The organism is Thermaerobacter sp. FW80 (genome assembly GCF_004634385.1).
Taxonomy (GTDB): domain Bacteria; phylum Bacillota; class Sulfobacillia; order Thermaerobacterales; family Thermaerobacteraceae; genus Thermaerobacter; species Thermaerobacter composti.
In genome coordinates, this window is record NZ_CP037895.1 from 2,120,695 (window position 1) to 2,141,110 (window position 20,416).

16 protein-coding genes and 1 pseudogene are annotated in these 20,416 nt (G+C 76.2%); 15 read left to right on the forward strand and 2 right to left on the reverse strand.

Annotation, left to right across the window (positions count from 1 at the left end; translation table 11 throughout):
- Window positions 1–127 precede the first annotated feature (127 nt).
- From E1B22_RS08815 to E1B22_RS08880, 14 genes and pseudogenes are all read left to right on the forward strand, one after another.
- Window positions 128–403, forward strand: coding sequence for a YlmC/YmxH family sporulation protein (locus E1B22_RS08815; RefSeq protein WP_135225350.1), 276 nt, complete (start codon window positions 128–130; stop codon window positions 401–403).
- Window positions 404–469: 66 nt separating this feature from the next.
- Entirely contained in the window at window positions 470–964 is a 495-nt protein-coding gene (locus E1B22_RS08820) for a DUF1269 domain-containing protein (protein WP_135225351.1), read from the forward strand.
- Between the two features lie 239 nt (window positions 965–1,203).
- Entirely contained in the window at window positions 1,204–1,995 is a 792-nt protein-coding gene (gene dapB, locus E1B22_RS08825; RefSeq protein ID WP_135225352.1) for a 4-hydroxy-tetrahydrodipicolinate reductase, read from the forward strand.
- Between the two features lie 5 nt (window positions 1,996–2,000).
- Window positions 2,001–2,993 carry an NAD(P)-dependent oxidoreductase gene (locus E1B22_RS13935; RefSeq protein ID WP_305791193.1) on the forward strand — a complete coding sequence of 331 codons (993 nt, stop codon included), beginning with the start codon at window positions 2,001–2,003 and terminating at the stop codon, window positions 2,991–2,993.
- A gap of 308 nt (window positions 2,994–3,301) precedes the next feature.
- Complete coding sequence (locus E1B22_RS08835; protein ID WP_135225353.1) at window positions 3,302–3,883, forward strand: dipicolinate synthase subunit B; 582 nt, start codon at window positions 3,302–3,304, stop codon at window positions 3,881–3,883.
- 27 nt (window positions 3,884–3,910) lie between these two features.
- Window positions 3,911–4,927: an aspartate-semialdehyde dehydrogenase gene (locus tag E1B22_RS08840; protein ID WP_135225354.1), complete on the forward strand. Its 1,017-nt coding sequence runs from the start codon at window positions 3,911–3,913 to the stop codon at window positions 4,925–4,927.
- 196 nt (window positions 4,928–5,123) lie between these two features.
- Window positions 5,124–6,467, forward strand: coding sequence for an aspartate kinase (gene dapG / locus E1B22_RS08845; RefSeq protein WP_135225355.1), 1,344 nt, complete (start codon window positions 5,124–5,126; stop codon window positions 6,465–6,467).
- Between the two features lie 111 nt (window positions 6,468–6,578).
- The gene (gene dapA / locus E1B22_RS08850) at window positions 6,579–7,469 is read left to right on the forward strand and encodes a 4-hydroxy-tetrahydrodipicolinate synthase (RefSeq protein ID WP_135225356.1); all 891 of its coding nucleotides are present in this window, start codon (window positions 6,579–6,581) and stop codon (window positions 7,467–7,469) included.
- A gap of 573 nt (window positions 7,470–8,042) precedes the next feature.
- On the forward strand, window positions 8,043–9,683 hold the full coding sequence (locus E1B22_RS08855; RefSeq protein ID WP_135226060.1) for a ribonuclease J: 1,641 nt from the start codon (window positions 8,043–8,045) through the stop codon (window positions 9,681–9,683).
- A gap of 287 nt (window positions 9,684–9,970) precedes the next feature.
- Window positions 9,971–10,621 (forward strand): annotated as a pseudogene (locus tag E1B22_RS13405) (ClpP family protease); the annotation flags it as partial.
- Window positions 10,622–11,201: 580 nt separating this feature from the next.
- The gene (locus E1B22_RS08865) at window positions 11,202–11,423 is read left to right on the forward strand and encodes a YlzJ-like family protein (protein WP_135225358.1); all 222 of its coding nucleotides are present in this window, start codon (window positions 11,202–11,204) and stop codon (window positions 11,421–11,423) included.
- A gap of 56 nt (window positions 11,424–11,479) precedes the next feature.
- Window positions 11,480–12,334 carry an undecaprenyl-diphosphate phosphatase gene (locus E1B22_RS08870; protein ID WP_135225359.1) on the forward strand — a complete coding sequence of 285 codons (855 nt, stop codon included), beginning with the start codon at window positions 11,480–11,482 and terminating at the stop codon, window positions 12,332–12,334.
- A 357-nt stretch (window positions 12,335–12,691) separates the two neighbouring features.
- Window positions 12,692–15,532 (forward strand): DNA translocase FtsK 4TM domain-containing protein, encoded by a 2,841-nt coding sequence (locus E1B22_RS08875; protein WP_135225360.1) that lies wholly within the window; start codon window positions 12,692–12,694, stop codon window positions 15,530–15,532.
- Window positions 15,533–15,712: 180 nt separating this feature from the next.
- On the forward strand, window positions 15,713–16,936 hold the full coding sequence (locus tag E1B22_RS08880; RefSeq protein ID WP_135225361.1) for a glycosyl hydrolase family 18 protein: 1,224 nt from the start codon (window positions 15,713–15,715) through the stop codon (window positions 16,934–16,936).
- 375 nt (window positions 16,937–17,311) lie between these two features.
- On the opposite strand, the gene E1B22_RS08885 is transcribed toward E1B22_RS08880, so the two are convergent.
- Both E1B22_RS08885 and E1B22_RS08890 read right to left on the reverse strand, forming a co-directional pair.
- Window positions 17,312–18,496 (reverse strand): hydroxyacid dehydrogenase, encoded by a 1,185-nt coding sequence (locus E1B22_RS08885; protein ID WP_135225362.1) that lies wholly within the window; start codon window positions 18,494–18,496, stop codon window positions 17,312–17,314.
- A 5-nt stretch (window positions 18,497–18,501) separates the two neighbouring features.
- Window positions 18,502–19,335: a phosphosulfolactate synthase gene (locus E1B22_RS08890; RefSeq protein ID WP_135225363.1), complete on the reverse strand. Its 834-nt coding sequence runs from the start codon at window positions 19,333–19,335 to the stop codon at window positions 18,502–18,504.
- A 217-nt stretch (window positions 19,336–19,552) separates the two neighbouring features.
- Between E1B22_RS08890 and E1B22_RS08895 the strand changes: the two genes are divergently transcribed.
- On the forward strand, window positions 19,553–20,395 hold the full coding sequence (locus tag E1B22_RS08895) for an ATP-dependent Clp protease proteolytic subunit (protein WP_135226061.1): 843 nt from the start codon (window positions 19,553–19,555) through the stop codon (window positions 20,393–20,395).
- The last annotated feature ends 21 nt before the right edge of the window (window positions 20,396–20,416 follow it).

The window sequence follows — 20,416 nt, forward strand, 5'->3', positions numbered from 1 at the left end:
CCGGCGGCGGTCGCGCGCGGCTCCGCGGGCGTCCGCTCCGGGGCGGCGCGGCCGTCGTCGGCGGGGTGCCGGCGGCGGTAGGCGGCGGGCCGCGCCGGGCCGGGCGGGCGACGGGGACGGGATCGGCATGCGCTGGAGCCAGCTGGCCGGCAAGGAGATCATCGACATCACCCACGCCCGCCGGCTGGGTCGCGTGGCCGATGCCGACCTGGTCTTCGACCCGGCGACGGGCCAGGTGCTGGAACTGCGGCTGGCCGGGCCGCCCCGCCCCTTCTGGCGCGGCGGCCGGCGGATCCTGGCGGTGCCCTGGTCGGCCATCCGCCGCATCGGGGACGACCTGGTCCTGGTCGAACTGCCGCCCGCCCCGCCCTCCGGCGGGGCGGGCGGCGCGGGGGCGCATTAGGGCCGCAGGCCGGGTGCAGGCTACCACCGGGTGCCCGGCAGCGGGCACCGGAAGGGGGTAGCACGCTTGGCCAAGACGGTCATCGGGTCCTTCGCCACCCGGCAGCAGGCCGAGGCGGCGGTGGAGGCCCTCAAGGCGCGGGGGGTCGAGGAGCAGGAGGTCTCCCTGGTCTCCCGGCGCGAGGGCGGTGAGGGCGCCCGCCAGGGCGAGGCGTCCTTCACCAACCAGTCGCTGAGCGAGGGCACCGCCTGGGGTGCGGGCATCGGCGCCGGGGCGGGCCTGTTGGCGTCGGCCGGTGCCCTGGCCATCCCCGGGATCGGTCCCCTGGTGGCGGCCGGCCCGCTGGCGGCGACCCTGTCGGGCGCTGCGGCGGGCGGCCTGGCCGGCGGCCTGATGGACTGGGGCATCCCGGAGGCGGACGCGCGCGAGTTCGAGAACAAGGTCCGCCAGGGCCGGACCCTGTGCGCCGTGCGCTGCCAGGACGCCCAGGTCAACGAGGTCGCCCAGGTGCTGCGCCAGCACGGGGCGGCCGACGTCAAGACCCATCCCGCGACGCGCTGAACCGACCATCGCCCCCTCCGCCCCGTCGCCGCAGCGGCGGGGGCCGCCGGCTCGCCCGCGGCGCTCCGGGTCCCGCCCGGAGCGCCGCGGGGCCTTTGCGGGGCGTCGCAGGCGTTATAATCGAAGAGATTGGGACCCGAGCCGCCGCACCGGCCCGGCGTCGCGGCGCCCCTGGCGGGGAGGCGCGGCGTGCCTCCCGCCGCCGGCCGGACGGGTCGGCGGCCGCGGAGGGATGGGGCATGGTCCGCGTCATCGTGTGCGGCGCCACCGGCAAGACGGGCAGCGCCATCACCCGGGGGCTCCTGGCCGAGGCCGACATCCAGGTGGTGGGCGCGGTGGCCGCCCACGCGGCGCCCGACGTGGGCGTGGAGGTGGGGTCCGGCCCGACGGGGGTGCCGCTGGACACCGACCTGGCGGCCGTGCTGGAGCGGACGGCCGCCGACGTGCTGGTCGACTTCACGGTCGCTCCCGTGGCGGAGCGCCACCTGCGCATCGCGGTCGAACACGGCATCGCCCCCGTGGTGGGCACCACCGGGCTCTCCCAGGAGGCGCTGGTCGCCCTGGAGGACGCCTGCCGCCAACGGCGGCTGGGGGCCGCCGTGATCGCCAACTTCTCCATCGGCGCGATGCTCCTCGCCCAGTTCGCCGCCCTGGCGGCGGAGCTCCTGCCCGACGCCGAGATCGTCGAACTGCACCACGATCGCAAGCGCGACCGGCCGTCGGGCACCGCCCTGCGCCTCCGCCAGCGGCTCGCGGCGGTGACCGGTCGGGAGGTGCCCATCCACAGCGTGCGGCTGCCCGGGCTGGTGGCCCACCATCGGGTGGTCTTCGGCGGGCGTGGCGAGGTGCTCACCCTGGCCCACGACAGCTTGAGCCGGGAGTCCTTCGTGCCGGGCGTGCTCCTGGCCGTCCGGCACGTGCGCGAGCTGGCCGGGCGCGTGGTCTACGACCTGGAGGAGCTGGTGGCGTTGTCCGCGGAGGGCGGCGGCGAGCCGGGGCGGACGGCCCCGGCTCGCCGCCGGCGGGGGTGAGGCCGGTGGCCGGTGGGCCGCCGGCGAGCCCGGGCGGGCTCGCCGGCGGCCCGGCGACCCGCGGGGCCGGGGTGGGCGGCCCGGCGCCGGCCGCCCACCCCGGCAGGGCGGCCGACGCGGCGGAGCGCAGGGTCGTCGCGGTGGTCACCACCGACGAGCGGCAGGTGGCCTGTGCCCGCCACCTGGCCCAACGCGGCTGGCCCGTGCGGGTCTGGGGACAGCCGGTAGACGGGCTGCCGGGTGGGGCCGACCCCGCCGCCCTGGACGGCGCGGCGGTGGTGGTGGGGCCGGTGACGGGCCCGCCCACCGCCGGCCAGCTGGCGACGGCGGGCGCCCGCTGGCTCGAGCCCGGCGCCTGGCCGCTGGCGCGGGGCGTGCTCTACGTCGGCGGCCGGCCGGGACCGGCGATCCAGGCGGCGGTGGCCGCGGCCGGCGGCCGGTGCTACGACATCCTGGCCGACGCCGCCTTCGCCGAGGCCAACGCCTGGCCGACGGCGGAGGGCGCCGTCCTGCGGGCCCAGCAGCTGGACCGCCAGGTGGTGGGCGGGCGGCCGGCGGCGGTCCTGGGCTACGGCCGCTGCGGTCGCGCCCTGGTGCGGCTGCTCCAGGGCTTCGGCTGCCCGGTGACGGTGGTCGCCCGCCGCGAGGAGGCGCGCCGGGAGGCGGCGGCGACCGGCGCGGTGGCGGTGCCGCCCGCGCGCCTGGTGGAGGTGCTGGCGGCGGTCGAGCTGGTCTTCAACACCGTGCCGGCCCTCCTCTTGGGCGACGCGGAGCTGGCCGCCCTGCGGCCGGGGGCGCTGGTCGTCGACATCGCCTCCCATCCCGGCGGCGTGGACTGGGCCGCGGCGCGCCGCCGGGGGGTCCGGGCCCACCTGGAGCTCGGCCTGCCGGCCCGGTTCTTCCCCGTAACGGCGGGTCGCATCCTGGCCGACTGCGTGGAGCGGCTCGCGCAGGGCATCCCCGGCGGGACCGCCGGCGGGAGCCCGCGCCCCGCGTGAGCCCGTGGCCTCGGCCCGCCGCCGGGCCCCCGATGCCGGTCCATGCCCGCGCATCTGGACGCCGATCCACGTCCGCGCACCCCTCCGGCCGACGCCCGCGCGCCCGCCGGCGCCGGTCGCGGTCCGAGCCGTGGGCGCGGATCCGCGCCGTCAGGAAACCTGACGCGGACGCGCCCGAATCCGCCCCCTCCCGGTGACCCGCCGGGGGCCGGCGCCATATTGTGCCGATGAGCGGCCGGGCGCCCTGCGGGCGGGCCGGACGCCCGCCCGGCAAGGGCCCCGCGGCCAGGCGGCGGGAGGGATCGGCGGTGCTGAGGGGGCGGCGCGTGGGTTTCGCGCTGTGCGCGTCCCACCACAACCTGGACACCGTCCTCGGGTGGGTGGAGCGCTTCGTGGCCGCAGGGGCCGACGTCTACCCCATCGTCTCCCACTCCGTGGCCACCGTGGCCACGCGCCACGGGACGCCGGAGGGGTGGATCCGGCGGCTGGAGGCCATCACCGGCCGCGCGCCGTGGCGGACGATCCCCGAGGTCGAACCCATCGGTCCCAAGCGGCTGCTGGACGTGCTGGTCGTCGCGCCCTGCACGGGGACCACGCTGGCCAAGCTGGCCAACGGGTTCAGCGACTCGGCGGTCCTCATGGCGGCCAAGGCGCAGCTGCGCAACCAGCGGCCGGTGGTGCTCGCCATCTCGACCAACGACGGCCTCGGGCTCAACGCCCGGAACCTGGCCACGCTGCTGAACGCGAAGCACGTCTACTTCGTCCCCTTCGGCCAGGATAATCCGGACGAGAAGCCGAACTCTCTGACGGCGCGCTTCGATCTGCTGCCCCAGGCGGTGGCGGCCGCCCTGGAGGGGCGGCAGCTGCAACCGCTGCTTGTCACACCTTGAGGCACGGACAGGAGGTCGGGACGGGCGATGGGTTACCGCGTTGCCGTGGTGGGGGCCACGGGGCTGGTGGGGCAACGGTTGCTGCAGGTCCTGGAAGAACGCCGCTTCCCGGTGGACGAGTTGCGGCCGCTGGCCACCTCCCGGTCGGCGGGCCGGCGCGTGCGCTTCGCCGGTTCGTCCTGGGCGGTGGGCGAGGCCTCGGTGGCGGCCCTTGCGGGGGTGGACATCGCCTTCTTCGCCGCCAGCGGCGAGGTCAGCCGCCAGCTGGCACCCGAGGCGGCGCGGGCGGGCACCGTGGTGATCGACAAGTCCAACGCCTTCCGCATGGACCCGGCGGTGCCGCTGGTGGTGCCGGAGGTCAACGGGCACGCCCTGGCGCACCACCGCAACCTGATCGCGAGCCCCAACTGCTCGACCATCCAGCTGGTGGTCGCGCTGAAGCCCATCTTGGACCGCTTCGGCCTGGAGCGGGTCGTGGTCGCCACCTACCAGGCCGTCTCGGGGACGGGAGCGGCGGCGCTGGACGAGCTGGAGGCCGAGGTGCGGGCCGGCGTCGAGGGCCGCACCCACCCGCCGCAGGTCTACCCCAAGCCCATCGCCTTCAACGTCCTGCCCCACTGCGACCGGTTCGAGGCGGAGGGCTTCACGCTGGAGGAATGGAAGCTGATGCGGGAGACCCGCAAGATCCTGGAGCGGGACGACCTGCCGGTGACGGCCACCGCCGTCCGGGTCCCCGTACGGGTCGGCCACAGCGAGGCGGTGTGGATCCAGACCCGGGACGAGGCGACGGTGGAGGAGCTGCGTCGCGTCCTGGCCGCGGCCCCGGGCGTGGTGGTGGAGGACGATCCGCAGGCGGGGGCGTACCCGACGCCCTTGGCGGTGGCGGGTCGGGACGAGGTGTTCGTCGGTCGCATCCGCCGCGACCCCACCACGCCCCGGGCCTTCTGGTTGTGGATCGTGGCCGACAACCTGCGCAAGGGCGCGGCCACCAACGCGGTGCAGATCGCCGAGGCGCTGGTGGGCGCGAAGGCCCGCGCCCGCTGAGGCGGGCGCCGCAGGATCCGGTCGGTCGAACCGGCCGTGGCCGGGCCGGCACCGGTCGCCGGGCCGCGGCGCGGGCCGCTCCCGTGCCGTCGCCGAGGGGCGGCGTGGCGGGCGGCCGGCCGGGCGACGGGCCGGCCGCGGGGTGGATCGACCCCGCGGGACGCCTTCGGGGGACGATTCGGAGGACGAGGAGACCGTGCGCATCGTCGTGCAGAAGTTCGGCGGCACCTCGCTGCGCGGGAGCCGGGAGCGAGCGGCGGCCGCGCGCCACGTGATCGCCGCCGTCCAGGACGGGATGCACCCGGTGGTGGTGGTCTCGGCCATGGGGCGGCGGGGGGACCCGTACGCCACGGACACCCTGGTGGACCTGGCGCGGGCCGTGCACCCGCGGATCCCGGCCCGCGAGCAGGACCTGTTGATGGCCTGCGGGGAGATCATCGCGGCGGTGGTCTTCGCCCAGGAGCTGCGCGCCCGGGGGGTCCAGGCGGTCGCGCTGACCGGGGGCCAGGCCGGGATCGTCACCGATGCCCAGTTCGGCGATGCCCGCATCCTGCGGGTCGATCCCGCGCCCCTGCGGCGGCAGCTGGAGCGCGGCCAGGTGCCGGTGGTGGCGGGGTTCCAGGGGGTGACGGAAGACGGCCGCGACATCACCACCCTGGGCCGCGGCGGCAGCGACACCACCGCCGCGGCGCTGGGCGTCGCCCTGCGGGCCGAGGTGGTGGAGATCTACACCGACGTGGACGGCGTCAAGACCGCCGACCCCCGCCTGGTGCCCGAGGCGCGCACCCTGAGCACCGCCACCTACGACGAGATCGTCCAGATGGCCCACGAGGGCGCCCGGGTCGTCCACCCGCGGGCCGTGGAGCTGGCGATGCGGGGCAACGTGCCCTTGCGGATCCGCAACACCTTCACCGACGACCCGGGCACGCTGGTCACGCGGCACTGGGAGGTGGACCAGGTCTGGCCCGACCTGCGCCAGCCGCGAGCCGTCACCGGCATCACCCACATCCCCGGCCTGACCCAGATCACCCTCGATACGGCGGCGGACGACGACCAGTCCCTCAACGTGCGGCTGTTCCGCGCCCTGGCGGACCGCGGCATCAGCGTCGACATGATCAACGTCTCCCCCCGGCGGAAGGCGTTCGTGGTCCGGGACGACCGCGCCGACGAGGCGCGGGAGGCGCTGGAGGCCCTGGGCTTGAAGCCGGAGCTGCGCCGCGGTTGCGCCAAGGTGACGGTGGTGGGGGCCGGCATGCACGGCGTCCCGGGCGTCATGGCGCGGGTGGTGGAGGCCCTCAAGGCGGCGGGGGTGTCGATCCTGCTGACGGTGGACTCCCACATGACCATCTCCTGCCTGGTGGACGGGGACGACCTGGGCCGCGCCGTGCGGGCCCTGCACCAGCACTTCGGCCTCGGCCAGCTGGCGCCGGTGCTCGACGGGCCCGAGCGGGCGCCCCGGGATGCCGGGGTCGGCGCACCGGCGGGCGCGACCGAGGGCTCGGCCCGCCTGGCGGGGACGAACCGGCCCGGCGCCCCGTGAGGCGCCGGCGGTGGGAAGCGGGACGGGGATGGCGGGCGGTCGGCCGCGCCGTGGGCGTGGCCGGGGGCAGCTGTGCGACGGACGGGGCGGACGGAGGAGGGGGGATCCGCGATGCCCGACTACGGCTCGGTGATCACCGCCATGGTGACGCCCTTCGACGACGACGGTCGCCTGGATGCCGCGCGGGCGGGGGAGCTGGCGCGACGGCTGGTGGAGGCGGGCTCGGACGGCATCGTCGTGGCGGGCACCACCGGGGAGTCGCCGACCTTGACCGACGACGAGCGGGCGGCCCTGCTGGCGGCGGTGCTGGATGCGGTGGGGGACCGGGTGTTCGTCTGGATGGGGGCGGGCACCAACGACACGGCCGCGTCGATCCGCCTGACCCGCGCGGCGGAGGCCCAGGGCGCCCACGGGGTGATGCTGGTCACGCCGTACTACAACAAGCCGCCCCAGGCGGGCCTGCTGGCCCACTTCCGGGCGGTGGCGGAGGCGACCACCCTGCCGGTGATGATCTACAACGTGCCGGGCCGGACGGCGTGCAACCTCGAACCCGCCACCCTGGCCCGGCTGGTGGAGCAGGCGCCCAACGTGGTGGCCGTCAAGGAGGCCAGCGGCGACCTGGATCAGGTGGGCGAGGTGCGCAGGCTGCTGCCCCGTCCCTTCCGGGTCTACGCGGGCGATGACAGCCTGCTGCTCCCGGTGCTGGCCGTGGGCGGCGATGGCGTGGTCAGCGTCGCCTCCCACCTGGTGGCGGGGGAGCTGCGCCGCCTGGTGGACGCCTTCCGGGCCGGCCGGGTCGAGGAGGCGGCGCAGATCCACCTGCGGCTGCTGCCGCTGTTCAAGGCGCTCTTCTGGACGGCCAACCCGATCCCCGTGAAGACCGCCCTGCGGTGGGTGGGCTTCGACGCCGGCGGCTTCCGGCCGCCCCTGGTGGCGATGCCGGAGGAGATGGCCCAGCGGCTGCGGGCCCTGCTGGCCGAGCTGGAGCTGGTGTCCGCCTGATGCCCGCCTGGTGGCGGTGGACCCGGCGCGGCCGATCCGCGCCGCCGGCCTCGCGGGCGTCGGGGCCTGGCGGCGCCGAGGGCGGCCGGTGCCATCCGGGGTGCAGGGGGCGCGGGGGTGGCGGAAGGGCCGCGGCGCGCCTCACCCCGGGGCGCTGGCGGGAAGCCGGCACCGGCTCATCGCTGGGTAAGACCGGCACCGCCGATCCGCAAGGATCGGCTGCCTGAAACAGATGACGATGTTTCAGGTAACGGATATAATAGCGGCAGCGGATTCGGGTTCGGGATGCCACCGCGCCGTGGCGCGGGGGCATTTCTTTGTGTGCCGAAGGCGCCCCGCCGCCCGTCCTGCGGGCCGCCGCGCAGGCGGGGGCGGGGCATGGGGGCGGGCGGACGCGAGGCCGGCGGCCTCGCGTCGCGAACCGGCGCCCGCCGGCGGGCGCCGGGTTCCTCCTCCCAGGCGGAGCGGCCTGCATCGCCCCGGCCGGCCGTCCTGGGACGCGCGTGCCCCCGCCCCCGAAGGAGAAGGAGGTGGACGGGGATCGCGGCACAGGGTAAGGGATCCGCGGTCACGATCGTGCCGCTGGGCGGCCTGGGCGAGATCGGCAAGAACATGCTGGTCTTGGAGACGGAGCAGGACCTGATCGTCATCGACGCGGGACTGGCCTTCCCCGGCGACGACATGCCCGGCGTGGACGTCGTGATCCCGGACTACACCTATCTCGTCGAGCGACGCCAGAAGCTTCGCGGCATCTTCCTGACCCACGGGCACGAGGACCACATCGGCGGGATCCCCTACCTGCTCAAGGAGGTCCAGGCGCCCATCTACGCCACGCGCCTCACCCTGGGCCTGGTGGAGCGCAAGCTCGAGGAGGAGAAGCGAGCGCTGCCGCCCCGGTCGCGGGCCATCCGCCCCGGGGAGCGGGTCAAGGCCGGCGCCTTCACGGTGGAGCCGTTCCTGGTCAACCACAGCATCCCGGACTCCGTCGGGTTCGCCATCCGCACGCCGGTGGGCCTGTTCATCCACACCGGCGACTTCAAGTTCGACCAGACGCCCATCGACGGGCGGGCGGCGGACTACCACCGGCTGGCGGCCTACGGCGCCGAGGGCGTCCACGTGCTGATGATGGACAGCACCAACGCCGAGCGGCCCGGGGTGACGGGGTCGGAGCGCCAGGTGGGCGAGGCGCTGGCCGACGTGTTCCGCCAGGCGCGGGGGCGCATCCTGATCGCCAGCTTCGCCAGCCACCTGCACCGGCTGCAGCAGGTGTTCGACCTGGCGGCCCAGTTCAAGCGGCGCCTGGCGGTCATCGGGCGCAGCATGGAGAACGCCGTCGAGGTGGCGATGAAGCTGGGGTACCTGCGGGACAGCGGCGGCGTCCTGACCCCGGCGGACAAGATCGGCGACCTCGCGCCCGAGCGGGTCGTGGTGCTGATGACCGGCAGCCAGGGCGAGCCCCTGTCGGCCCTGGCCCGGGCGGCGACGGGCGAGCTGCGCCGCCTGGAGCTGATGCAGGGGGACACGGTGGTCATCGCCGCCAACCCGATCCCGGGCAACGAGAAGCTGGTGCAGCGCACCATCGACAACCTGTTCCGGCGCGGCTGCCACGTGATCTACGGCCCCCACGCCGGTGTGCACGTCTCGGGCCACGGGTCGCGGGAGGAGCTGCGGCTGATGCTCAACCTGACGCGGCCGCGGTTCTTCATCCCGGTCCACGGCGAGTACCGGCACCTCCTGCACAACGCCGAGCTGGCCCGGTCCGTGGGGATCCCCGATGGGAACATCCTCATCGGCGAGAACGGCACGGTCTTCGAGGTCACGGCCGCGAGCGCGCGCATCCGCGGTCGGGTGGCGGCCGGCGCGGTGATGGTCGACGGCCTGGGGGTCGGCGACGTCGGCAACGTGGTCCTGCGCGACCGGCGGCAGCTGGCCCAGGACGGCGTGCTGATCGTCGCCATGGTGCTGCACCGCGAGCAGCGCAAGGTGATCTCGGGCCCCGACCTGATCACCCGCGGCTTCGTGTACATGCGCGAGTCGGAGGACCTGCTGGCCGAGGCCCGGGAGCGGGCGGTCAAGGCGCTGAACGGGATCGACGAGCAGGACATCACCGAGTGGTCGAACATCAAGGCGGCGGTGCGCGACGCCCTGGGCAAGTTCCTCTACGAGCGCACGGGCCGACGTCCGGTGATCCTGCCCATCGTGTTGGAGGTGTAGCGACGGGCGGCAGGCCGGAAGGCCTGCCGCCCTCGTCCCTCCCCCTCGCGCCGACGGCCCGCCGCGGCGGTGGCGGCGCAGCGGCGCCGGGCCCGCGGCGTTGGCGCGCCCGTCGGGGCGGCCATACTAGGCGCGAGGAGGGAGGGATACCCTTGCCCGCACGGGACCCGCAGAGCCGGGCGACCCAGCCGGGGCCGCCCACCACCGTGCCGTACACGCCGACGCCGGCGCCGGTTCGTCCGGAACGACCCGAGGGCGACGGGGCGCGCGCCCCGAGCCCGCCCGCCATGGCGCAGGCGGCGGCCAACATCAAGGAGATGGGGACGGACCGCGTGCCCCAGTCGCCCCCCGACATCCACGTCCTCACCATCGTCGGCCAGGTGGAGGGCCACCTCCAGCTGCCCGCCCAGAACAAGACCACCAAGTACGAGCACATCATCCCCCAGCTGGTGGCGGTGGAGCAGAATCCCGCCATCAAGGGGCTGCTGGTGATCCTCAACACCGTGGGCGGCGACGTGGAGGCCGGCCTCGCCCTGGCCGAGTTGATCCGCTCGCTGTCGAAGCCCAAGGTCTCCATCGTCCTGGGCGGCGGCCACTCCATCGGCGTCCCCATCGCGGTGGCGGCGGACGTCAGCTTCATCGCGCCGACGGCCACGATGACCATCCACCCGATCCGGCTGACCGGCCTCGTCATCGGCGTGCCCCAGAGCTACGAGTACCTGGACAAGATGCAGGAGCGCATCATCCGCTTCGTCGTCGAGAACTCCCGCATCAGCCGCGACCGGTTTCGCGAGCTGATGTTCCGCACCGGGGAGCTGGCGCGGGACATCGGCACCGTGCTGGTCGGGGAGGACGCGGTGCGCGAGGGGCTGATCGACGAGGTGGGCGGCCTGGCGCAGGCCGTTCAGCGCCTGAACCGGCTGATCGCGGAGCACCAGGCGCACCGGATGACCACGGCCGACGGCCCGGGGGCGCCGTGGACCGCGGGCGCGCCGCCCGCGGCGGGCCTCGGGGCCGGTGCGGCCCCCGCCCCGGGAGCGGGGGGTGCACCCGGTCTGGGGGTGCCCGATCCGGTGCCGCCGGGGACGGTCCCCGCGGCGCCTCCGGCCGGCTGGGGGCGAGGAGGGCCGGTGCCGGGGGCGCCGGGCGTTGCCGCCGGTGGCACCGGCGGGCGCCTCCCCGCGGCCGGACCCCGCGGGTCCACGATCGGCCCGGCGGAGGGCTCGGCCGGCGATCCCCGCGGCGTCCGCTGAGGGCGCCGCGGCGGCGACCGCGGCCGGGACCCAGGCATCCGGGGGTCCTCCACCGCGCGGCGCCGCGCATCGGCCGCAAGGGGTGGGCCCGCGGCGGCCCCAGCGGGCCGGACCGCGGGCCCGGGCCCCGGCAACGACGCCCTCACCCGGTAGGCTGAGTCGGCGGCGGCACCCTCATTCTCCGGCTCCGCCGCGGCCGCCGGTGGGGCAGGCCCGCCGCGGCGACGGACGCGACGGGGCCCCGAACGAGGAAAGGAGGGTCGCCGTGCTGCTCTACACCATCGTCCCGCTGCACCAGGTCCTGGAAGGGTGGGACCGCCCCCGCCCGGAGCCGGTGGAGGTGGATCTCGACGGCCGCACGGTCCTGGTGGAGCCGGACTCGCCCTGGGGCGGCCGCATCGTGCGGTTGCTCTCCGGCAATCCCGACGACTTCCTCGACCCGGCCTTCCAGCCGGGACGGCGCCTGTGGTGGTGGGGGCCCCGCTGACGGCGGGGCCCCCGGCCGTTACAATGGGGAAAGTGCCGTGGTGAGGAGGAGTCGGCGTGGAGCTGTCCCTGGGGAAGGCGATCCTGCTCGGCGTGGTGCAAGGCCTCACGGAGTTCCTGCCGGTCTCCAGCAGCGGCCACCTGGCGGTGGCCGAGGACCTCCTGGGCGTCCGCCTGCCCGGCCTGACCTTCGAGGTGTTCGTCCACCTGGGGACCCTGGCGGCGGTGCTGGCGGTCTACGGTGCCGACCTCTGGGCCGCGGCGGCCGGGTTCCTCCGCAGCGGCGGTGGGCTCTGGGGCTCCCCCCGGGGCACCGACGGGAGCGGTTGGACGGCCATGGATCCCGCCACGCGCCTGGGCTGGCTGGTGGTCGTCGGGACGGTCCCCGCGGCCGTGGCGGGGCTCGCGCTGGAGGATGCCATCGCGGCGGCCTTCGACGCGCCGACCACGGTGGCGGTGTGCTGGATCGTGACGGGCTGCCTGCTGTGGTGGGCGGCCCGACGGTCGCCCTCCGGTCGGCCCCTGGAGCGGGCGACGCCGCTGGACGCCCTGGTAGTCGGCCTGTTCCAGGCCCTCGCCCTCTTGCCCGGCATCTCCCGTTCGGGGAGCACGCTGGTAGGCGGGCTGCTGCGCGGCCTCCAGCGGGAGGAGGCCGCCCGCCTGTCCTTCCTGCTGTCGGTGCCGGCCATCGCCGGCGCCGCCTTGCTCCAGATGCCGGAGGTGGCGGCCGTGGCCACGGTCGACGGTTGGGCGGCCCTGCTGGCCGGCGCCGTGACGGCGGCGGTGACGGGCTACGCCGCCATCCACTGGCTGCTGCGCTGGCTGGTGGCGGGACGGCTGGCATGGTTTGCATACTACCTGTGGACGGTTGCCATCCTCCTCTTGCTCTACCAGGGATGGCGCGGCGCGTAGGCGGGGTCGCGGGGGCACGGGCGGCGGCGTCGGCCGCGGTGCGCAGGGGGGCTGGTGGCGGTCTCGGCGCTGCTCGGCGCGGCGGCCTGGGCGGCGCGGTCGGCGGGTCCGGAGATCGGGAGCGCACCGCAGCCGGGCGCGCCGCGTCGGCGAGCACAGCGCCGCCCGTTGGCATGTCCGCAGCGCCGATCGGGGGACCTCGAGGCGGCGGGGCCGAGCGGCCCTGCGTCCCGCCAAGGGCGATGGGCACAGGGTCCGGGGGCTCGGGACCGGCGGTTCCCGGGCCCTCGCTCGCGGCCGAGCCCCAGGAGATCGGCGTTCCCGGCCGAATGGGAGTTCTTCGAGGAGGGACGGACGGTGGCCCGGCGCAAGGTGGGGCGTCGCAGGGCGCCGGCGCGGCCGGACTCCGCCTGCCTGCGGTCGGAGGTGGCGGGCATCGTCCTGCTGGTGGCGGCCGCGGCGGCGGCGCTGGCGCTGGCCGAGGGTCCCGGGGCGGGCGGGGTCGTCGGCACGCAGCTGGCCGCCGGCCTGCGGTGGGTGCTGGGGCGGGCGGCGTGGGTGCTGCCGCCGCTGATGGCCGTGCGCGCCGTCGAGGCCCTGCTGGGCACCCCGGCGTCCCGCACCCGCCCCCGCCAGGCCGGCCTCGTGCTGGCGGTGGTCCTGGTGGCCGTGGCGGCGGCCCGTCCGTGCCCCGATCTCTGGTCGGCCACCTGTTTTCGCACCGGCGGCGGCCTGGTGGGCACGGTGGCGGGTTGGGCGCTGGCTCGCGCCTTCGGGGTCACGGGCGCGCTGGTAGCGTGGGTGGCGCTGGCCGTGCTGGCCGTGCGGCTCATCAGCGGCATCCCGCTGGCCGCCATGGCCGCCGCCGGAGGCCGCGGCGTGGCGGCGGCCGCCCGGCGACTGCGTCGGTGGGCAGGGGAGACGTTCCTGGCCGCCGAGGCGGACGAACCCGCCGCCGGCAGCGCGGCGTCGACCGCGGCGGCGTCCACGGCGGCAGGCGGCGGGCCCGCCGCACCGGTGACGTCGGCGGGCGCGGGCGGCGGCCGAGGGGGAACCGGCCCGGACGCCGGGGCCGACCCGAGCGGCGAGGCCCGAGGCGGGACGGAGGCGGGCACCAGGGGCCGGCCCTGGTGGCGGCGGTGGTGGGGTGGCCGCGCCCGGGAGGGCGCGGCCACCCCCGGCCCCGCGCCCGACGGGCGGGCTCTCTGGCGCGAGGCCGGGGCCGACGGCGACGGGGCCCTGGGGCTGCCGGGGCTCCAGCGCCTGGTGGAGCGCGCCCTCCAGGACGGCGGCCGGGACGGCCCGAGCCCCGGGGAGGAGCCCGCCGAGGCCGAGGAGCCGTCCGCCGGGGCCGCCGGGGCGGAGGCCCCGACGGCCCCGCTGGGAAGCCCGGCCCGGACCGCTTTGGCCGAGGAGGGGCGCCATGCCCCGATGCAGGCCCACGGCCCCCACTCGCTCCACGCTCAGGGGGCCGCCCACGGGCCCGGCACCCCCCGGGCGGCGGGCGCGGCGCCCCCTGGGGAGCCTGCCGCCGGGGCCGCCCCCTCCCCAGCCGCGGATGCGGGCGCGGAAGGGGCTGATCTCGGGCCGCGGGCCGGTTCGTCCGCCGAGGGGGCGTCCGGGCGATCCGGCGCCGCGCAGGGCGGCCGCGCGGCCGCAGGGCGCGGGGGAGCAAGCGACGGGCCCGGCGCCCCGGCGTCCCCGGCGGGTCCGACGGCGCCCTCGCCGACCTACCGGCTGCCCCCGCTGGAGCTGCTCAGCCGCGGCCGGCAGGGGTCCGCCGCGCGTCGCCAGCGGGAGATCCTGGAGAAGGCGGCGACGCTGCAGGATACCCTGGCCAGCTTTGGCGTGCAGGCGCGCATCGTCGACGTGGCGGTGGGCCCAGCCGTCACCCGCTTCGAGGTCGAGCCGGCTCGCGGGGTGAAGGTCAGCAAGATCCAGGCGCTGGCCAGCGACATCGCCCTGAGCCTGGCGGTGCCCGACGTCCGCATCGAGGCGCCCATCCCCGGCAAGGCAGCCGTCGGCATCGAGGTGCCCAACCGGGAGGTGGTGGCGGTGCAGCTCCGGGACGTGCTGGAGACGCCGGAGTTCGCCCGCTCCCGCTCGAAGCTGACGGTCGCCCTGGGACAGGACATCGCCGGCCAGCCGGTGGTCACCTCGCTGGACAAGCTGGTCCATCTGCTGATCGCCGGCGCCACGGGGTCGGGCAAGAGCGTCTGCATCAACGCGCTGATCACCAGCCTGCTCTTCAAGGCGCGGCCCGACGAGGTCAAGCTCCTGCTCATCGACCCCAAGGTGGTGGAGCTCAGCGCCTACGACGGCATCCCCCACCTGATCGCGCCGGTGATCACCGACGCGCGCAAGGCGGCGGGCGCCCTGCAGTGGGCGGTCCGGGAGATGGAGCAGCGCTACGAGCGCTTCGCCAAGACCGGGGTGCGGGACGTCAGCCGCTACAACCTGCGCGCCCTACAGCAGGGGGAGCCGCCCCTGCCCCTCATGGTGGTGGTCATCGACGAGCTGGCGGATCTCATGATGGTGGCCCCGGTGGAGGTGGAGGACGCCATCCAGCGCCTGGCCCAGATGGCGCGGGCGGCCGGCATCCACCTGGTGGTGGCGACGCAGCGCCCGTCGGTGGACGTGATCACGGGCGTCATCAAGGCCAACATCCCCTCGCGCATCGCCTTCGCCGTCTCGTCCCAGACGGACTCGCGGGTGATCCTGGACGGGGCCGGGGCGGAGAAGCTGGTGGGCCGCGGCGACATGCTCTTCCTGCCCGTGGGGGCCACCAAGCCCGTGCGCGTCCAGGGCGCCTACATCTCGGAGAAGGACCTGGAGGCGGTGCTGGCCTTCCTGCGCCGCCAGGCCCGGCCCGACTACGACCCCGAGGTGATGCGCGCGGAGGTGGAGGCCAGCGAGGGCCCGGCCGCCGCCGAGGACGACGACCTGTTCCCCCAGGCGGTGCGGGTGGTGCTGGAGGCGGGGCAGGCCTCCGTGTCCCTGATCCAGCGGCGCCTGCGGGTGGGCTACACCCGGGCCGGGCGGCTGATCGACATGATGGAGGAACGCGGCTACATCGGCCCGCATCAGGGGGCCAAGCCGCGGGACGTGCTGATCACCTGGGAGGAGTTCCGCCGCCGCCACGGCGACGGCGGGCTGCCGCCGGCGCCGCCCTCGGCGCCCGGCGCCGGCGCCCCGTAGGCGGCGTGTGGCCTCCTGCCGGCGGCCTCCTGCCGGCGGTCCATCGGCGGGCGCGCGGCGCCCGTCATCCTGCGAACGCGCGGCGCACCGTCCCAACCCTGCGCAAACCTGCCGGCCCCGCGAGCCGCCCGCGGCCGGGCGGGGCGGCCATACTACGGCCGGAAAGCGAGGTGAGGGAGGGTGCGCAACCGCACGTGGGTCTGGGTCCTGGTGGCGGTGGTGGTGGCCGCCGGCCTCTGGGCGGCCCTGGCGGGCGACCGGGGCCCGACGGCCAAGCCGGGCTCCGACCGCTCCAACGACAACCTCCAGCTGCCGGCCAAGCAGGCGCCGCGGGCCAAGGTCCCCGGGCAGCTCTTCATCCTCGGCTTCTACGACGAGACCGAGGAGGCCCGCGGCGAGGACATCCTCGCCACCCTGCGCCGCTACCGGGACCACATCGAGTACCTGTCGCCCTTCTGGTACAGCGTCCGCGCCGACGGCTCCGTGGTCGACCGCAGCGACCGCGACCTCCGCGACTTCGCCGCCCGCGAGAACATCAAGCTGATGCCGCTGTTCAACAACTACCAGGGCACGGACGCCTTCCTGACCGATGCCGCGGCGCGGCGCCGCGCCGTGGACAACATCGTCCAGCTGGTGCGGCGCCACGGCTACGGCGGCGTGCAGATCGACTTCCAACTGCTGAAGCCCCAGAGTCGCCAGGAGCTGACCACCTTCGTGCGCGAGCTGCGCCAGGCGTTGCCGGAGGACAAGGCCATCACCGTCTCGGTGATCCCGCACCGCCACCAGGAGGACGCCACGCAGCACAGCAAGGACGCCTACAGCTACAAGGGGCTGGCGCAGTACGCGCGGCTGGTCCTGATGGCCTACGACCGGCATGGCGAGATGACCCGGCCGGGGCCGGTGGCGCCCCTGGACTGGGTCGGGGAGGTGATCGCCGCCGCGCGGGAGGACGGCGTGCCCGCCGACAAGATCTGGCTCGGCATCCCCGCCTACGGCTACGACTGGGCGGAGGGCGCCGAGCGGGCGGTGCCGGTCTCCCTGCGGGAGGTGCGGACGCTGGCGCGCCGGCACGACATCCGGGTGCAGCGGGACGACGACGGCATCCCCCACTTCACCTACGTGGACGAACGCGGCGTCCGTCACACCGTCTGGTACGAGGACGAGGTGTCGGTGGCGCGGAAGGTGCGCCTCGCCCGGCGCCACGACCTCTACGGCGTGGCCATCTGGCGGCTGGGGTACGAGGACGCGCCCTACTGGCGCATGCTCCTGCGCGAGACGGGTCGCACGGGCATGGACATGACGCCGGACCGCAACCGCCAGCGGGAGAGTGAGAACCAGGACCCCGAAGGGGACGCGAGCGACGTGCAGGAGGGCCATCCCGGCAACGTGCCGGACGGCGGCTGAGGTCCCCGCGGCCCTGGACCTTGCCCGCCCGGCGCCGCGGGGTCGCCGACGGCGCCCTGGGGTCGGGGGACGCCCTCGTCCCCCGACCCCAGGACGGCGGGGCCGCGCGACAGGGCGCGCAGGGCACCGGGGCGCCGGGACCCGGCGCGCCGGGCCCCATTCCGGCCCCCCGCCTGCCAGCCAGCCCCCGGCCCCAGGCGGGGCACCGCCTCCAGGGCGCGCCGGGGCTCCTACCACGCCCGCTTGGGCGGTCGCGTGACGCTCCACAGCCAGTAGCCCACGAAGAACACGAAGACCCAGGGTAGGACCCAGTTGCTCAGGAAGGAGAGCACGGCGACCATGGTCGGCCTCCCGTCTGCGAGGTTCGCCCCCATTCTAGCGGGAGGGCGGACGGGGCGGCAAGGTGCCCGGCGTGGCGGCCGGCGCCGCGGCGTCGGCCGCGGTGGGGCCACGGCCCCGGTCCGCCGACGCGCCGGGGGAGGGGGCCGGGCCCGGCGGGCCGGGCAGGACGGCCGCATGCCGCGGCGGCTGGCCGCGCAGGACCCGCAGCACGTCGGCGGCCACCTGGGTCGCGACGCGCGTCTGGGCTTCCACCGTCAGGCCGGCGACGTGGGGCGTCAGGACCACCCCGGGCAGCCCGCGCAAGGGATCGCACGGGCCCGGCGGCTCCAGCGCCCGCACGTCCAGGGCGGCGCCGGCCAGGTGGCCCTCACGCAGCAGCCCGGCCAGGGCCGCCTCGTCCACCACGCCGCCGCGCCCCGTCACCACCAGCCGCGCGCCCCGCTTGAGCCGGCGCAGGCGCGCGGCGTCCAGCAGCCCGCGGGTCTCCGGCCGCAGGGGCAGCAGCACCACCAGGTAGTCGGCCCAGGCCAGCAGGTCGTCCAGCGGCATCCACCGCACGCCCAGGCGCCGCCATCCGGGGTCCTCGGGACCGCGCCGCGGGTGGTGGGTGGCGACCGCCGCCACCAGCGGGCGCAGGAGCGGCACCAGGGCCTGCCCGATGCGACCCAGCCCCAGGATGCCCACGGTGCGGTGGGCCAGCTCCTCCCCCACCAGCGCCGGGCGCAGCCAGGTGCCGGAGGCGCCCATGGCGGCCGCCTCCGGCAGCCGGCGGGCCAGGGCCAGCATCTGGGCGAGGACGAACTCGGCCACGGCGCGGGCGTTGGCCCCCGGTGCGTAGACCACCGCCACCCCCCGCCGCGCCGCCGCCGCGCCGTCCACGTTGTCCAGGCCGGTGCCGAGCCGTCCCACCACCTTGAGGCGCGGCGCCCCGGCCAAGAGCTCCTCGTCCACCCGCACCTGGTTGCGGACCAGCAGCGCGTCGGCCGAGCGCACCAGCCGCCGCAGCCGGCCGGGCTCCCGCGGCCCGTCGGGCGCGTAGACGACCCGGCAGCCCCCCGCTTCGAGGGTGCGCAGCCCCTCGGGTGGGCAGAACTCGGCCACCAGGACCACCGGGCGCCGGGGCTCGGCAGGCGGCCGACCCGTCGCCACCGTCGGCGGGGGCGGGTGCCCCTGGGCCGCCGGGCCGCGTTCGTCCCGAGGAAGCGGCCCCTGGGCCATCGCGCTCACCCCTGGGGGAAGCGCACGGTCCGCAGGTCGGGCCGACCGAGCAGGGCCGCGCGCAGGGTGTCGCCGCGCAGGCCGTGCCGCAGGGCCTCCAGGGCCAGCACGTCGGCGGGCTGGACGTTGCCCAGGTTGACCGCGGGGCCGAAGCGCAGGATCAGATCCTGCTGCTGGTGGACGTGGGGCGCCTCGAAGATCAGCACGTAGGGGTCGGGCAGCCCCCGCACCAGGGCCTCCAGCTCCTCCTCGTCGATCCGGCCGTGTTCGTCGTAGATCACGATGCCCTTGCCGGATTCCCGCGCCTCGACCACCACCTTCTCGACCCCGGCTTCGAGGTCGTCCAGCACCTGCTGGTGCAGGCGCAGGGTGGAGACGCGGTCGGCGGGGTGCTTCTTGCCGACCTCGCTGACGACGCCGAATCCCTCGGCCAGCAGGGCGCGGATCACCGCGCGCCGCACCGCCGGCGGCATGTCGACGGTGCCGTCGGAGACCTCCAGGTGGGTGAAGCCGACCGCCCGCGCGGCCGCGACGAAGGCGGCGAACCGGCCCTGGGCCAGCGCGACCTCGAGGAAGGTGCCGCCGGGGTAGACGGCGATCCCCGCGTCCCGGATCCGCCGCACCTTCTCCTGGAGTACCGCCGGAGGGTAGCAGGCCGGGGTCCCGAAGGCCAGCTTCCAGTAGTCGATGCAGGGGGCGGCCACCGCCAGCAGGTCGGCGGTGGCGGCGGGGCCGAGGCCCTTGTCCAGGATCATGGTCAGGCCCCGCTGCCGGGGCTTGGGCGGTCGCCCCGGGAGGGGCGGGGAGACCGCATGGTGCCAGGGCTCGGGCAGGCTCATGGGGCATCCTCCTCCACCGTCCGGGCCGCCGTCCCGGGCGGCCGCGGCCCTTGCCACGCCATCCTATGGGCCTCGGGCCCGGACGGTGACCGGGGGCTGCGGGCGGCTCGACCGCCCGGGGACGGCTCGGCCCTCCGGCGGCGGATCGGCCGTTAGAAGCGGGGGCTCGCGCGCACACTACGGGCGGCGGGCCGGAGGCGGCCGGCCGGTGACGCCCTTGGGCGCCACGTGGGGTGCGCTGCTCAGCAACCTGTTCTGGATCGTGCTCGTCCTCTGGACGGTGTTGCCCCTGCTCCGCCAGCGGCGGGTGACCGACCGGCGGCTGCAGGTGATCCGGCAGCTGGAGCGGGAGCGGGGCTCGCGGGTGATCACCCTGATCCACCGCCAGGAGTCCCTGAGCTTCCTCGGCATCCCCCTCACGCGGTACATCACCGTGGACGACTCCGAGCAGGTGCTGCGCGCCATCCGCTACACGCCGCCCAACATGCCCATCGACCTGATCGTCCACACGCCGGGGGGCCTGGTCCTGGCGGCGGAGCAGATCGCCGAGGCGATCCGCCGCCATCGCGGCCGCGTCACCGTGATGGTGCCCCACTACGCCATGAGCGGCGGCACGCTGATCGCCTTGGCGGCCGACGAGATCTGGATGGACGAGAACGCCGTGGTGGGCCCGGTGGACCCCCAGCTGGGCGGCTACCCCGCGGCCAGCATCCTGGCCGCCATCCGGCAGAAGGGCCCCGAGAAGGTGGACGATCGGACGCTGGTGCTGGGCGACGTGGCGCAGAAGGCCATCGCCCAGGTCCGCCAGACGGTGTACCGCCTGCTCCAGGACCGCCTGCCCGAGGAGGACGCGCGCCGCATCGCCGAGGCGCTGACGGAGGGGCGCTGGACCCACGACTTCCCCATCGGGTGCGACGAGCTGCGCGCCCTGGGGCTGGAGGTGCGCTGCGAGCTGCCCGACCTGGTCTACCGGCTGATGGAGCTCTATCCCCAGCCCGACGGGCGCCGGCCCTCGGTGCAGTTCGTGCCGGTGCCCTACGCCGAGCGCCACACCCGCTGACGCCCGGCGGGCGGATCACCG